General features: G+C 72.2%; 12 protein-coding genes and 1 pseudogene. 10 read left to right on the top strand and 3 right to left on the bottom strand.

What is annotated here, in order from left to right; all coding sequences use genetic code 11:
* Window positions 1-23: 23 nt before the first annotated feature.
* Entirely contained in the window at window positions 24-1229 is a 1206-nt protein-coding gene (locus ACFYY7_RS25865) for an amidohydrolase (RefSeq protein WP_388664933.1), read from the top strand.
* A 48-nt stretch (window positions 1230-1277) separates the two neighbouring features.
* Here ACFYY7_RS25865 and pcaB read toward each other — a convergent pair whose 3' ends face one another.
* Together pcaB and ACFYY7_RS25855 are read right to left on the bottom strand one after the other, a co-directional pair.
* The gene (pcaB, locus tag ACFYY7_RS25860; protein WP_388664931.1) at window positions 1278-2639 is read right to left on the bottom strand and encodes a 3-carboxy-cis,cis-muconate cycloisomerase; all 1362 of its coding nucleotides are present in this window, start codon (window positions 2637-2639) and stop codon (window positions 1278-1280) included.
* Window positions 2640-2684: 45 nt separating this feature from the next.
* The gene (locus tag ACFYY7_RS25855; RefSeq protein ID WP_388664929.1) at window positions 2685-3452 is read right to left on the bottom strand and encodes a VOC family protein; all 768 of its coding nucleotides are present in this window, start codon (window positions 3450-3452) and stop codon (window positions 2685-2687) included.
* Between the two features lie 227 nt (window positions 3453-3679).
* On the opposite strand from ACFYY7_RS25855, the gene ACFYY7_RS25850 reads away from it, so the two are divergent.
* The 3 genes and pseudogenes from ACFYY7_RS25850 to ACFYY7_RS25840 all read left to right on the top strand — a co-directional run bounded on the left by ACFYY7_RS25850 (window position 3680) and on the right by ACFYY7_RS25840 (window position 6662).
* On the top strand, window positions 3680-5302 hold the full coding sequence (locus ACFYY7_RS25850; RefSeq protein WP_388665227.1) for an FUSC family protein: 1623 nt from the start codon (window positions 3680-3682) through the stop codon (window positions 5300-5302).
* A complete protein-coding gene (locus ACFYY7_RS25845) occupies window positions 5299-5805 on the top strand; it encodes a MarR family winged helix-turn-helix transcriptional regulator (protein WP_266728132.1) in 507 nt (168 codons plus the stop codon). Before ACFYY7_RS25850 ends, ACFYY7_RS25845 begins: the two co-directional genes overlap by 4 nt.
* Before the next feature lie 219 nt (window positions 5806-6024).
* Window positions 6025-6662: pseudogene (locus ACFYY7_RS25840) on the top strand (His/Gly/Thr/Pro-type tRNA ligase C-terminal domain-containing protein).
* A 107-nt stretch (window positions 6663-6769) separates the two neighbouring features.
* On the opposite strand, the gene ACFYY7_RS25835 reads toward ACFYY7_RS25840, so the two are convergent.
* Complete coding sequence (locus tag ACFYY7_RS25835) at window positions 6770-7525, bottom strand: IclR family transcriptional regulator (RefSeq protein WP_388664927.1); 756 nt, start codon at window positions 7523-7525, stop codon at window positions 6770-6772.
* Window positions 7526-8017: 492 nt separating this feature from the next.
* On the opposite strand from ACFYY7_RS25835, the gene ACFYY7_RS25830 reads away from it, so the two are divergent.
* From ACFYY7_RS25830 to ACFYY7_RS25805, 6 genes are all read left to right on the top strand, one after another.
* Window positions 8018-9643 carry a sensor histidine kinase gene (locus ACFYY7_RS25830; protein ID WP_388664925.1) on the top strand — a complete coding sequence of 542 codons (1626 nt, stop codon included), beginning with the start codon at window positions 8018-8020 and terminating at the stop codon, window positions 9641-9643.
* Window positions 9640-10047, top strand: a complete 408-nt coding sequence (locus tag ACFYY7_RS25825; protein WP_093896207.1) for a roadblock/LC7 domain-containing protein — start codon at window positions 9640-9642, stop codon at window positions 10045-10047. The genes ACFYY7_RS25830 and ACFYY7_RS25825 overlap by 4 nt, the downstream gene beginning before the upstream one ends.
* Entirely contained in the window at window positions 10044-10415 is a 372-nt protein-coding gene (locus ACFYY7_RS25820) for a DUF742 domain-containing protein (RefSeq protein WP_388664923.1), read from the top strand. Before ACFYY7_RS25825 ends, ACFYY7_RS25820 begins: the two co-directional genes overlap by 4 nt.
* Window positions 10396-11010: an ATP/GTP-binding protein gene (locus ACFYY7_RS25815; protein ID WP_358942663.1), complete on the top strand. Its 615-nt coding sequence runs from the start codon at window positions 10396-10398 to the stop codon at window positions 11008-11010. Before ACFYY7_RS25820 ends, ACFYY7_RS25815 begins: the two co-directional genes overlap by 20 nt.
* Window positions 11011-11099: 89 nt before the next feature.
* Window positions 11100-12650 (top strand): cytochrome P450, encoded by a 1551-nt coding sequence (locus ACFYY7_RS25810; protein ID WP_388664921.1) that lies wholly within the window; start codon window positions 11100-11102, stop codon window positions 12648-12650.
* A 171-nt stretch (window positions 12651-12821) separates the two neighbouring features.
* Window positions 12822-14168, top strand: a complete 1347-nt coding sequence (locus tag ACFYY7_RS25805; RefSeq protein WP_388664919.1) for a 6-phospho-beta-glucosidase — start codon at window positions 12822-12824, stop codon at window positions 14166-14168.
* Window positions 14169-14173: the final 5 nt, after the last annotated feature.

Below are 14173 nucleotides of genomic sequence, written 5' to 3'. Positions count from 1 at the left end.
ACCACCCAAGGAGACCCCCGCCCATGGCGACGCCCGCCCCCGCCCGCCCCCACGTCCTGTTCACCGCCGTCCGCTGCGCCGACGGGCGCACCCGTGACCTGCTGGTCTCCGAGGGCCGGATCGCCGCGTACGACCCCGCGGAGCTGCCCGACGGCTGCGTGACCGTGGACGCCCAGGGGGCCCTCGCCCTGCCCTCGCCCGTCGACGCGCACATCCACCCCGACAAGTCGACCTGGGGCGGGCCCTGGCTGAGCCGTGAGCCCGCCGACACGCTCCGGGACCTGATCGAGGGTGACGTACGGGCCAGGACCGCCTTCACGGATCCGGTGGCGGAGCGGGTCGGGGCACTCATGGACCGGGCCATCGCCCGTGGCACCCGCGCCATGCGGGCCCATGTGGATGTCGCCCCCGTCCACGGCCTGTCCGGAGTGCACGGAGTGCGGGCGGCGGCCGATGCCCGCAAGGACCTCATCGACGTCCAGATCGTCGCCTTCCCCCAGCTCGGCCTGTTGAGCGAGCCCGGCACCGCCGAACTGATGGAGCAGGCCCTGTCCGAGGGCGCCGATGTGGTCGGCGGCCTCGATCCGATCGGCATCGACGGCGACATGGAGGGCCAGTTGGACTTCGTGTTCGGGCTGGCCGCCCGCAAGGGCGTACCGCTCGACATCCATCTGCACGACGGCGGACCGGCAGGCATCCGCCAGGTCACCGAGATCGCCCGGCGTACCGTCGCGGCGGGGATGCAGGGACACGTCACCCTCGGCCACGCCTTCGCCGTCGCCGAGCTGGACGGTGCCGGGAACGAGTCCGTCGCCGCGCTGTTGGCGGGGGCCGGTGTCTCCCTGGTCACCTGCGCGCTGGGCGGTGACCCGGTCCTGGACCCCGCGCGGCTCACCCCGCACGGTGTGCGGCTCGCCGTCGGCTCGGACGGTGTGCGCGATGCGTGGACGCCGTTCGGTGACGGCGACATGATCGCGCGGGCCCATCTGCTCGCGTACCGCACGGATGCCCGCACCGATGCCGAACTCGCCGCCTGCTACGAGGCGGTGGCGCAGGGCGGCGCCGCCCTGCTCGGACTGCCCGCCTCCCGGCTGGAGACCGGCGACCCGGCCGACTTCGTCCTGGTGGCCGCGGGGTCGCTGCCCGAGGCCGTGGTGGACCGCCCGGTCCCGTCCGTGGTCGTACGCGAGGGCCGGATCATCGCCCGCGAGGGCCGGCTGGTCCGGTGAGCGCGGGGCCCTGCGGGCGACGGGGGCCCGGCATGACGACGGGGCCGGTCAGCCGCGATCGAGCGCGCGATCGGTGAGGGCTCCCGCGCAGCCGGTGTAGCGGGCGGGGTCGGTCAGTTCGCCCAGGTCGAGACCGGCGAGTTCGGGCTCCTCGTCGAGCACGTCGGCGAGGACGTCGGACAGGTCCGTGGTCTCCGCGCGGGCCCGGTCGGCGGCGCCGGCCAGAACCTCCTGGGCGCGCTTGCGGCCGATCCGTTCGGCGAACACGGCGGCCAGCCGTTCCGAGACGATCAGCCCGTCGGTGAGCTGGAGATTTTCCCGCATGGCGTACGGGACGACGCGCAGGGCCCCGGTGAGTTCGGCGGCGCAGCGCGCGGCCCCGCCGACGAGCCGCAGCAGCTCGCGCAGCGGCTCCCACTCGGCGTGCCACGCCCCGGCCGGCCGCTCGTCCTCGGCGGCGAGCGATCCGTACAGCGTCGCCGCCAGCCCCGGGGCGCGACGGGCGGCCGCCGCGATCAGCGTGGCGTGCACCGGACCGGCCCGGTGCGCCATGGCGGACGGATCATCGCCCTGCCCCTCGGCGACCTCACCGATCTCGGTCCGGGAAAGGCTGAGCACATCGGCCGCCGTCTTGCCGAGCGCACCCGCGGTGAAGGCGAGCGCGCCCGCCAGGTCCGCGATCGGGGTACGCAGGGTGTGCCACGGCAACAGCGGTTCGGCCAGGCCGAGTTCGCTCGCGAACGCCTGGACGAGGGGCAGCCCCGGATCGATCGCGTCGATGTCGTTGGTGGGTGCGTACGCCTCGAAGGCGGCCAGCGTTCCCGCCACCCCGCCGAGTTGAACGGGAAGCGACTCCCGTACGGCCGAGAGGCGGTCCCTCGCGTCGAGGATCAGCGCCCGCCACCCCGCCGCCTTGAGCCCGAAGGTGGTCGGTACGGCGTGCTGGGTGAGGGTCCGGGCGGCCATCGGGGTGTTGCGGTGCACGGTGGCGAGCCGGGCCACCGCGTTCGCGGTCCGTGCCAGGTCGTCCAGGAGCGGGGCCAGGGTGCGTGCGGCGACCAGCATGGCGGCGGTGTCGAGGATGTCCTGGCTGGCCGCGCCCCGGTGCACGTACGGCCGGTTGTCCGGCGACACGGCGGCGACGAGGTCCATGACCAGCGGGATGACCGGATCGCCGCCCGCGCGTGCGCGCAGCGCCAGATCCCGTACGTCGAACCGGCCGGTGTCGGCCGCCGCGGCCGTCACCGCCTGCCCGGCCCCCGCGGGGGCGAGCCCGCACTCGGACTGGGCGCGGGTGAGCGCTGCCTCGGCGTCGAGCATCGCCTGCAGGAAGGCGCTGTCGCCGGTGGTCGTCTCGGCGGGGGAGCCGGCCCGCCCGGGGGCGAGCAGTCCGGCATCGCTCTCGTACATCGACTCAACTCCAGAAGACCCCGGCCATGATCCGCAGGACAGACCCTAGCCTTCGCCGCCCGTCCGGTGGATGCCGAACACCGCACCCTGCGGGTCCCGCACGACGGCGATCCGCGGCCCGTCGGGGATGTCGGTCGGCGGCATCAGCAGTTCGCCGCCCGCCCCCTGGGCCGTGGCGGCCGTCGCGTCGACGTCCGCCACGGCGAAGTACGGCAGCCAGTTCGGCGGTGCCTCCGGCGGGAACCGGTCGTCCATGACCAGCATCCCGCCGAAGTCCTCACCGGCCACGCCCCACTGCGTGTACCGGTCCGACACGGCGTTCACCGTCCACCCGAAGACCGCGGGGTAGAAAGCGAGCGCAGGGTCGGCCTCGCGGGTGACGAGCTCGACCCAGCCGAGCGCTCCGGGGTCGTTCAGCCGCTCGGCACCGGCGAAGGCGCGCCCCTGCCACAGCGAGAACACCGCGCCGGACGGATCGGTGACCACCGCGAACCTGCCCTGGTCGAACACATCCATCGGGCCGACCAGGAGCGAGCCGCCCGCCGACTTCACCCGCTCGACGGTGCCGTCCGTGTCGTCCGTGGCGAACGAGACCGTCCAGGCGGTCGGCTGACCGGGCTGATAGATCGGGCTGAGCGCGGCCACGCGTGCGTCGCCGAGGTGCGCCATCGTGTAGCCGCCCGCCTCCTCGCGCGGGTCGGTCTCCGGGCGCCAGCCGAAGAGTGCCGTGTAGAACGACTTGGCGGCCGGGATGTCGGCGGTGCTCAGCTCGACCCAGCAGGGGCCGCCGGTCACCGGTTCGGTGAGCTTCATTCGGTTCCTCCGTGGCTGCGTGGACACGCACGTGGGCCTGCGGCTGCCGGTCCTCGCGCAGTTGAACGCTATGACCTCGGGCAGGGCGCGGCCATCGGGGAAAAATATTTTATGGGTGTAATACCTGTTAAGATATTTGGGTGAGCGATACAACCACCTGGTCCCGGCAGCCCTCCGTCCGCAGACTCCCGCTGGCGGCCCCGCTGCGCCTCGCCAGGCCCTCGGACATGTGGTTCAAGCCGGCACTGAGCGTGGTCGTCGCCACCGCCGTACCGGATCTGGTGCTGTTCGCCATCGACCGGCTCGACCTCGTGATGTACACGATGGCCGGTTCGCTCTGTGCGCTGTACGGCCACAACCTGCCGTACGCCCGGCGTGCCCGCGCCGTCGCCGGAGTCGTCGTCTCCATGGTCATCGGCCTGGCGATATCCCTGGTCGCGGCCTCTCTCACCGGGTCCACCGCCGTACTGATCGCGGTGGGGGCGCTCCTCGCGGCGGCGCAGAAGACGCTCTGCGACGCCACCCGCATCGGCCCGCCCGGACCGGTGATCTTCACCTTCGTCACCTCCGCCGCCCTCTTCGTCCCACAGCAACCGGGCCAGGTGCCCGGCCATCTCGCGCTGACCCTGGCCGCGGGCGCCATCGCCTGGCTGGTCACGGCCGGCCCCGCGCTCGTCCGCCGGGAGGGCCCGGAGCGCCGGGCGACGGCCCGCGCCCTCGACGCCGCCGCGGCGTACCTCACCGACCCCGGCCACCGCACCCGGCACGCCGCGGCCGCCACCGTGCACGCGGCCTGGCAGACCCTGCTCGCCGCCGGACGCCCCTCGCCCGTACGCCGGTCACTCGAACGGCTCGTCGTGCACGCCGAAGCCGCCCTCGCCTCAGGCACCCTCGGCGACGTACTGGCCCTCCCCGCTCCCGCCCCCGACCCGGAACAGCTCCGCGCCTGGGCCCGGCGGACCCGCGCCCGGGGCCCCGTTCCCACACCGCCTCCCGCCCCCGGCACGACGGAAGAACTCCTCGGCATCGACGCCGAACGGGCCGCCCGCGGCACAAGCCGTCGCGAGGCCCGCCGCGTGCTGCTGCGCAGCCTCGCCCCGGGCTCCCCGCTGCTGCCCATCGGCGCCCGCGCCCTCGTCGGCTGCGCCCTGGCCGGCTACGTCTCCCAGGCGGCCGGCGTCGGCCGCCCCTACTGGGCGATCGTCACCGCCGCCTCCCTGTACCAGGCCAATGTGACCCTGTCCTGGAACCGGGCCCTCCAGCGCACCCTCGGCAATCTGCTCGGCGTCCTCGTCTTCGCCGCGATCCTCCCGGTCAGTCGCACCGGCCCGCTGGCCCTCATCGGCTTCTGCCTGTTCTTCGGCTTCGCCGCCGAGGCCCTGATCACCCGGAACTACTGGCTCGGCTCCGTCGCCGTCACCCCGATGGCACTGCTGGTCCTGGAATTCGGCGGCACCCACCCGGCCGGTGAACTCATCGGCGACCGGGTCCTGGACACCGTCATCGGCGCCGGGGTGGGCATCCTCGCCGCCATGCTGGTGACCAACCGCCGCGCCGCCGGACGGCTGGAGAAGGCGCTCGCCGCCACCGACCTGGCCCGCGCCCACGCCGTACACGCACTGGCCGCCCCGCAGCAGACGCCCGCCGCGCTCGACGCCGCCCGCCGCAGGCTGACCGGATCGCTCGTCGAACTGCGCGAGGCCGACGACACGGCGGCGGGCGAATGGTGGCAGCGCGCCCTGCCCCAGGAGCGGGTCCTCGCGGCCGAGCAGGCCGGACACCGTACGCTCGCCGCTACAGCAACACGGCGGGGGTCGATCGCCCGCGCCCCGGAGAACGGAGCGGTGTGACCGACGACATCGTCGCCACGGTGGTACGGCAGTGGCAGGCCGTCAACCCGGAACTGGACACCGGACCGATGGAGCTCATCGGCCGCATCAACCGCTGCGCGGCCCTGCTCCAGCAGGCCGAGGACGCCCCGCTGCGCGAGGCCGGGCTGACCCGGGCCGAGTTCGACCTGCTCGGTGCCGTACGCCGGACCGACCGCGAACTCACCCCCGGCGAACTGGCCAGGGAGACGTTCTCGTCCGGCGCCGCCGTCACCAAGCGGCTGCGGGTCCTTCAGGAACGCGGTCTCGTCGACCGCCGCGGCGACGACCGCGACCGCCGGGTCAACCACATCCGCCTCACCGAGGAGGGGCGCGCGCTGGTGGACATGCTGCTGCCCCGGCAGCTCGCGTACGAACGCGCGGTGCTGTCCGGTCTCGACGAGCAGTCTCGTGCGCAGCTCAGCGCCCAGCTCAGCGAGTTGCTGCTGCAGTTGGAGGGGCGGATCGGCGGCGGCCGGCGCTGAACCGGCGCCGGTGCACGGGGCCGTGCCCGCGGCACCGGGAAAATGCCGTGCGGACGGTGGTGCACCGCTGCTAGCGTCCACCGCATGAAGCGCGCTGCCATGACGACGACGCCGGAGAATGTCCCGGCGCGCTGACAGCTGTGCAGTGAGAAGCCCCGGGGCGAGTGCCCCGGGGCTTCGCCTTGCGGTCACCCGCCCGACGACCGCGAGGAGACCGCCATGCACGACCACCGCAAGCTCGGCCGCGAACTGGGCCTGTTCGACACCGACCCGCTGATCGGCGCGGGACTGCCCTACTGGCTGCCCGACGGCGCCGCCGTGCGCCACACCCTGGAGGAGTACGTCCGCACCGCCGAACGGCGGGCCGGATACCGGCAACCGTCCAGATCGACTTCCATCAGCCGGGCCGGTTCGACCTGCACTACATCGGCGCCGACGGTGCGAAACACCGGCCGGTCATGATCCACCGCAGCATCATCGGCAGTGTGGAGCGAGCCGTCGCCCATCTGATCGAGGTGCACGGCGGGGCCCTCCCCGCCTGGCTCGCCCCCACCCAGCTGGCGATCCTCCCGATCTCCGACGCCGAACTGCCGGACGCCGAGGCGCTCGCCCGGAAATGCGCCGACCTGGGGCTGCGGGCCGAGATCGCCGGACCGGAACGCGGCACCCTCGGCGCCCGCATCCGGGAGGCCCGGCTGGTGCCCTGCCAGGCGGTCATCGGGGCGAGGGAAGCCGCCGAGGGGCAGGTGGCGCTGCGGCTGCGCGACGGGTCCCGGCTGGAGCCACGGTCCGCGGACGGCGTTCTCGCGCGGATCGCCGCCCTGGTGGAGGCGCACGCCATCGAACTCCCGATGTAGCCACCCGGGCGGAAGCGGCTCACCGGAGCGGACCGCCGGAGCGGGACGGCGCACTCCGGCGGTCCGCTCCGGCGCGCGCTCGCCCGTGGCCGAACGACCGGGGCCGGTCAGACCTCGTCCAACAGCGCGGCGGACAGGCGGAGTTCCCCGGCACGGCGGACGAGCGCCGCGTCGTCGCCGCGATCGGAGGGTGCCGATGCCATCAGGGCGAGCCGGTCACGCCGGCTCGACCCGGTCAGCGGCACGGCCACGGTGTTCATGCCCCGGACCGACTCCCCGCGGCTGAGCGCGTATCCGACGGAGCGGATCTCCTGGAGCTCGGCGAGCAGCGCGGAGCGTGAGATGACGGTGGACGGCGTGGCCGCAGGCAGCTCCTCATGCGGGTAGAGCGAGCAGACCTGTTCCGGCGCCATCCGGGAGAGCAGCAACTTCCCGCCCGACGTGGCGTGGGCGGGGTGCGTACTGCCGGGTTCCGGCATCACCCGTACCGGCTGCGCGGACTCGCGGCCGTCGGTGACGATGATCCGGTCGCCGATCAGCGCGGTGCACTGCACGGTCTCGCCGGTGCGCAGCGCCGCGTCGTCCAGCACCGCCGCGAGCCGTTCACGGACGGCCGGGCCGAATCCCGCCGGGCTGCCGAGCCGGACCAGCTCCGGCCCGGCCGAGTAGCCGCGGCCGGAGAAGTCCCGCGTCGCGAAGCCGCGTCCTTCCAGGGTGCTGAGGACCCGGTGCGCGGTGGACCGGCCCACGGAGAGCAGTTCGGCGGCCTCGGAGACGGTGAGCGTGTCGTGGGTGAGGAAGAGCTGCATCAACCGGAGCCCGGTGTCCAGCGATTCGATGGTGTAGCCACGATTCGACCCCATGGTGTGTCGGTTCCCCTTCGGTGCAGGTGTGTTCAGCGGTGCGCGGGATGCCGGTCCGTACCGTCCGTCAGTTCGGTGACCGCACCGTCCACCCGCCCCCGAGTCACGAATGCGTTGCTTTCGATCCGGTTCGATCGCATGTGCGTCTGTCCTGCATCAAGGGACAGATGAGTGTGTCCAGCAGGGGGAAAGTCCCTGAACTCGCTTGAAGCAGCCGTATGTTGTCCCGCTCTCCGGTACCAGTTCCTTGCTCTCGCATCGAATCACCTCTGCTGTAACTCCTTGTGTGCGTATGACGGCGGTGCGTGCAAAAACTCGTGAGTGTATTACCGCTGGAGCGCTCGCGCAGGGGGTTGGGTGAATGTGCCGAAGCACTGATTCGATCTGACTAAGCTCACGCGCAGTGAAGTCGAGTTGATATGAATTCGAGCGCTTGTTCCCGACTGCCCTGCAAGCGTGCATACCTCCCGAATCAACCGCCAGAGGTCTTAGATGGTTCGTGTTGAATCACCGCCGATCGACCGAGAACCCTCCGTCGCTCGTGCCGTGCTGCTGCCCGTGTTCCTGATGGGCGGCGCCACCGCCGCCGCGGCGGCACTGGTTTCCACGGCCGCGCGGATACCAGTCGTCTGGTGCGGTGCCGTCGCCACCGTCGTGGTAGCCGCCCTGAGCGTCCAACTCGCCCGCCGGGCACGCGATCTGCTTACCCAGCGCGCGGTGTACGAACGGCGCTTCGCCGACCTGGAGCGGCGCATCGCCACCCATGACGACGAGACCGTGCGGATCAGCAAGGAGCTCCTGCCGGCCGCCATCCACCGGCTGCGCGTGGGGAATTCGCCCGAAGAGGTGCTCCGCGACGTCGTCGACGCGGACGAGCTGTACCACGACCTGCCCGACGCCCAGCGCACCCTCGTCTACACGGTGCTGCACATCATCGACAACGAAGAGGCGATGCGTGACTCCGCGCAGCGCGCGTTCGTCAACGTCGCCCGGCGCGTCCAGGCGATCGTCCACCGCCAGGCGAGTGAACTGCGCGAGATGGAGGAGCACCACGGACGCAACCCCGATGTCTTCGACGACCTGCTCCGCATCGACCACGGCACCGCGCTGATCGGCCGCCTCGCCGACTCCATCGCGGTACTCGGCGGCGCCCGCCCCAGCCGTCAGTGGCCCAAGCCCGTACCGCTGTTCAGCGTGTTGCGCGGTGCCATGTCGCGGATCCTGGAATACCCCCGCGTCGATCTGCACTCGATCGCCAAGGTCGCCATCATCGGCACCGCAGTCGAGCCGCTCATCCATGCCTGTGCCGAACTCCTCGACAACGCCACCCGTTACTCGCCCCCGCAGACCCGGGTGCACGTCACCGCCGTCGAGGTGCAGACCGGCATCGCCATCGAGATCGAGGACGGCGGCGTCTCGCTCAGCGAGGAGGCCCGCTCGCGGGCCGAGAACATGCTCGCCAGGGCCCAGGCCGGCTCCAACATGAACGACCTCGGCGAGTCCCCGCGCCTCGGCATGGCCGTCGTCGGCCGGCTCTCGCGGATGTACGACCTCCAGGTCTCGCTGCGGCAGTCCGCGTACGGCGGCGTCCGCGCCGTGCTCATCGTGCCCCGCGCCATGATCACCACCGGACCCGCTCCCGGCATCGCCCACGGCATCGGTGCCACGTCGAGGCCCACCAGCGACATCGACCAGGAGGCGATGAAGCACGTCGTGCCGGCCCGCCGCCGCAAGCCCCGTACCCCCGTGGCCCAGCGACCCGCCACCGGGCCGGTCGCACCCGCCACCCGGCCGGTCCTCCCCGCAGCCGCCATGGAGGACGACGTCCCCGTGGTGACCGAATGGACCGCGGGCGGGCTCCCGCAGCGCCGCAGTCGCGGCAGGGCGCCCCTCGGCTCGCACAACCTCCCGGCCCAGCCCGCCGACCCCACCGCGGGCCAGCGCAACGGCTACACCAACGGCCACACCAATGGTCACGGGCCCGGCGGATCCGGCGGCAAGGAACAGCCGCCCGGACTCTGGCTGGAGGCCTTCACCAACGCGGTCAACGGTGTGCCGCAGGACCCGAAGACCGACGAAGACTCTGACGATGCGTGGGACAAGGGAGACCTGAAGTGATCCAGCAGCGGGGAAACATGGACTGGATGCTCAAGGAACTGGCCGACGACGTACCGGACATCCACCAGATCGTGGTGCTCTCCGCCGACGGTCTGCGCATCGCCCGGCACGGCGGCGACCCCGATGTCGCCGACCGCCTCGCGGCGGCCTGCGCCGGCCTGCAGAGCCTGGCCGCCGCCGTCGCCTCCGAGATCCCCTACAGCGACGGGCTCATGCGGCTGGTCGTCATCGAGGTCACCGGCGGCTTCTTCTACCTGATGGCCGCCGGAACGGGCGCCTACCTCGCGGTGCTCGCCGGTGAGACGGTCGACGCGGGGCTCGTCGGCTCGCGGATGCGCGACATGGTCGTCAGGATCGGTGCCCACCTGACGAGTCCGCCGCGCCATGACGGGCAGGCCGGATGAACTCTCCCCGACGAGAACGCCGAGAAGCCGATCCGGCACTGAGCGATCCGGAACGGCTGTACGTGATCAGCGGCGATCCCGACGGCAGCGAGAGGGCGCAGCTCGACCTGGTCACGATGATCGTCGCCCAGGCAGAGCCGTCACCGACGGTCCAGCCCGAGCAGGCCGTGATCCTGCGGCTCTGTCAGGCACCGTTATCCGTCGCCGAGATCTCGGCATATCTCGGTCTGCCCTTCAGCGTGGTGACCTCGCTCCTCACCGAACTCCTCGCTGCCGAGCTCATCGAATCGCGCGCACCCATCGTCCGCGCCACTCTCCCGGACAGGTCCCTTCTCGAAGCGGTGATGCATGGACTTCAGAAGCTCTGACACGATCACCGGCCCCCGGCGCGAGGACGTCCTTCCCACCACGGCGACAGCCGCGGTGAAGGTCGTGATCGTCGGCGGGTTCGGGGTCGGCAAGACGACCATGGTCGGTTCCGTCAGCGAGATCCGGCCGCTGACCACCGAGGAGACCATGACCCAGGCCGGTGTCGGCGTGGACGACAACTTCGGGGTGGAGAGCAAGACCGCCACCACCGTCGCCATGGACTTCGGCCGGATCTCCATCAGTGAGGAGCTGATCCTCTATCTGTTCGGCACCCCGGGCCAGGAACGGTTCTGGTTCCTGTGGAACGGGCTGTTCGAAGGTGCCCTCGGCGCGGTGGTCCTCGTCGACACCCGGCGCCTCGAAGTCAGCTTCGACGTCATCGGGAGACTGGAGGAGCGCGGCGTGCCGTTCGTCGTCGCCGTCAACACCTTCCCCGGTGCCCCGAAGCACCCCGTCGAGGCGCTGCGGAGCGCCCTGGACCTCCCCGACGAGGTCCCGATGATCGACTGCGACGCCCGACTGCGCGGCTCCAGCCGCGATGTGCTGATGACCCTGATGCGCTATCTGCACAGTCTGGCCCTCCCGCTCGCCTGACCGCAGCACCACCCGCACCTCGCGCATCCCCACCCGCACCTCGCGCATCCCCGTCCGTCCGGATGCTTGGCCTGATCCCTGGAGCGATCGTGACAACCCCATTCCACTACGAGCCCGGAGCGGCCCCCGGGCCGGTTCCGCCCCCCGAATGCCCGGCCCACGGCCTCGGCATCGGCCCCGGCGGAGTGCGCCGGTTCTACGGCCCGGAGGCCGAACGGGACCCCCACGGGCTCTACGACAAGCTGCGCGCCGAACACGGTACCGTGGCCCCCGTGTTGCTGCACGGGGACGTACCCGCCTGGCTGGTCCTCGGACACAGCGAGAACCTGCACATGACGCGCACCCCCTCGCAGTTCTCCCGCGACTCCCGGCGGTGGCAGGCCCTGCAGGACGGCAGCATCGCCCCGGACCACCCGCTGGCCCCGATCTTCACCTGGCAGCCGGTGTGCGTGTTCGCCGACGGGGCCACCCATGAGCGTCTGCGCGGCGCGGTCACCGACAGCATGGGCCGGATCGACACCCGCGGCGTCCGCCGCCACGTCAACCGCTACAGCAACCGGCTCGTCAACGACTTCTGCCAGCAGGGCCGCGTCGACCTGGTCTCCCAGTTCGCCGAGAGGCTGCCGATGATGGTGATGTGCGCGATCATCGGCATGCCCGAGGAGTACAACGACCGGATGGTCCAGGCCGCCCGTGACATGACCCGCGGCACGGCGACCGCCGTCGCGAGCAACGCCTATGTGCTCGACGCGCTGACCCGGCTCGTCCAGCGCCGCCGGCGCGAACCCGCGGACGACTTCGCCACCTGGCTCACCGAGCACCCCGCCGGGCTGAACGACACGGAGGTCAGCGAGCATCTCCGGCTGATCCTCATCGCCTCCTACGAGGCGACCGCCAACCTGATCGCCAACGTCCTGCGGATGGTGCTCACCGATCCGCGATTCCGGGCCAGGCTCAGCGGCGGTCACATGACGGTCCCCGAGGCGGTCGAGCAGACGCTGTGGGACGAGCCGCCGTTCACCGCGGTCTTCGGCCGCTGGGCGGTCGGTGACACCGAACTCGGCGGCAAGCAGATCAAGGCCGGCGACGCGCTGATCGTCGGCATCGCACCGGCCAACTCCGACCCGGTGGTCCGGCCCGATCCGGGCTCCGACATGGCGGGCAACCGCGCCCACCTCGCGTTCAGCGGCGGCCCCCACGAATGCCCCGGACAGGACATCGGACGGGCCATCGCGGACGTCGGCGTGGACGCGCTGCTGATGCGGCTGCCCGACCTCGAACTCGCCGTCGAGGAGAGCGAGCTGAGCTGGGTCGGCAACATCATGAGCCGGCACCTGGTGGAACTGCCGGCCGACTTCGCCTCCCGCCCGCCGCAGGACGACAAGGAACCGCCGTCCATGGGCAGGCCCAACCTGCCGCGCCAGGACTGGGAGGTCCAGTCGACGGTCCGGCACACCGCACCCACGCCCGGACGTGCCTCGGCCGCCGCCCCGATGAGTACGACATCCACGGCCACCGCCGTCGACGACTCCGGGAGCCCCGCCGCCGCGTCCGCCGTCGGCGGGATCCCGCAGCAGCGCGGCGAATCCGCACCGGCGAGGATCTGGCGGGCCGTCTCGCGGTGGTGGAGCGGTAACTGACCCGACACGCCCCCCCCCGGGAGTGAAGGCAGCACCGGCGTACGGCCCGGTGGCGGAGGACCTCCGGGTCCGCGGCCACCGGGCCGTACGCCGTATCCGGCCACCGGGTGAACGCGGCCGCCCGAGGTCGCTCGGCCCGGGACCGGGCCCGCCCCCGTACCATGCACAAGCGTGAAGCTGACAATTCTGGGCGGCGGCGGATTCCGGGTTCCACTCGTGTACGGGGCGCTGCTCGCCGATCACGCCGAAGGCCGCGTGTCCGCGGTCACCCTCTACGACACCGACGCCGACCGGCTCACCGCCGTGGCGCGGGTGCTCGGCGAACAGGCCGCCGGCGTCCCGGACGCACCCGCCGTCACCGCCACCACCGAGCTCGACGAGGCGCTGCGCGGCGCCGACTTCGTCTTCTCGGCGATCCGCGTCGGCGGCCTCGAAGGCCGGGCGGCCGACGAACGGGTCGCCCTCGACGAGGGCGTACTCGGCCAGGAGACCGTCGGCGCGGGCGGCATCGCGTACGGACTGCGCACCGTGCCCGTCGCCGTCGACCTCGCCCAGCGCATCGCGCGGCTCGCCCCCGAGGCCTGGGTCATCAACTTCACCAACCCGGCGGGCCTGGTCACCGAGGCCATGTCCCACTACCTGGGCGACCGGGTCATCGGCATCTGCGACTCGCCGGTGGGGCTCGGCCGCCGCATCGCCCGGGTGCTCGGCGCCGACCCCGACCGGGCCCGGATCGACTACGTCGGGCTCAACCATCTGGGCTGGGTCCGCGGACTGTACGTCGACGGCCGGGACGAACTCCCGCGGCTGCTCGCGGACCCGGAACTCCTCGGCTCCTTCGAGGAGGGCAGGCTCTTCGGCACCGACTGGCTGCGGTCGCTGGGCGCCGTCCCCAACGAGTACCTGCACTACTACTACTACAACCGGGAAGCGGTCCGCGCCTACCAGGACGCCGAGCAGACCCGCGGCGCCTTCCTCCGGGAGCAGCAGGAGGGTTTCTACGCCCGGATGAAGGACCCCGCCACCCCCGCCCTGTCCGCCTGGGACCGCACCCGCGCCGAGCGCGAAGCCACCTACATGTCGGAGAACAGGGAGGTCGCCGGGGTCGGCGAGCGGGAGGAGAGCGATCTGGAGTCCGGCGGCTACGAGCAGGTGGCGCTCGCCCTCATGCGGGCCGTCGCTCGCAACGAACGGACCTCGCTCATCCTCAACGTCCGCAACCGCACCACGCTCCCGGTGCTCGACGCGGACGCCGTCATCGAGGTGCCGTGCCTGGTCGACGCCAATGGCGCCCACCCCGTCGCCGTCGACCCGCTGCCGTACCACGCCGTCGGGCTGGTCACCGCGGTCAAGGCCGTCGAGCGCGCGGTGCTGGACGCGGCGGCGAGCGGCTCCCGCAGCGCCGCCGTGAAGGCCTTCGCCCTGCACCCGCTGGTCGACTCGGTGACCGTGGCGGGACGCCTCGTCGACGGCTACATCAAGGTCCATCCCCAACTCGCCTATCTGAACCGTCCGTAGCGGTT

The sequence above is a fragment of the Streptomyces sp. NPDC001933 genome (assembly GCF_042890955.1).
Lineage (GTDB): Bacteria > Actinomycetota > Actinomycetes > Streptomycetales > Streptomycetaceae > Streptomyces.
This window is presented reverse-complemented; position numbering and strand designations above follow the sequence as displayed.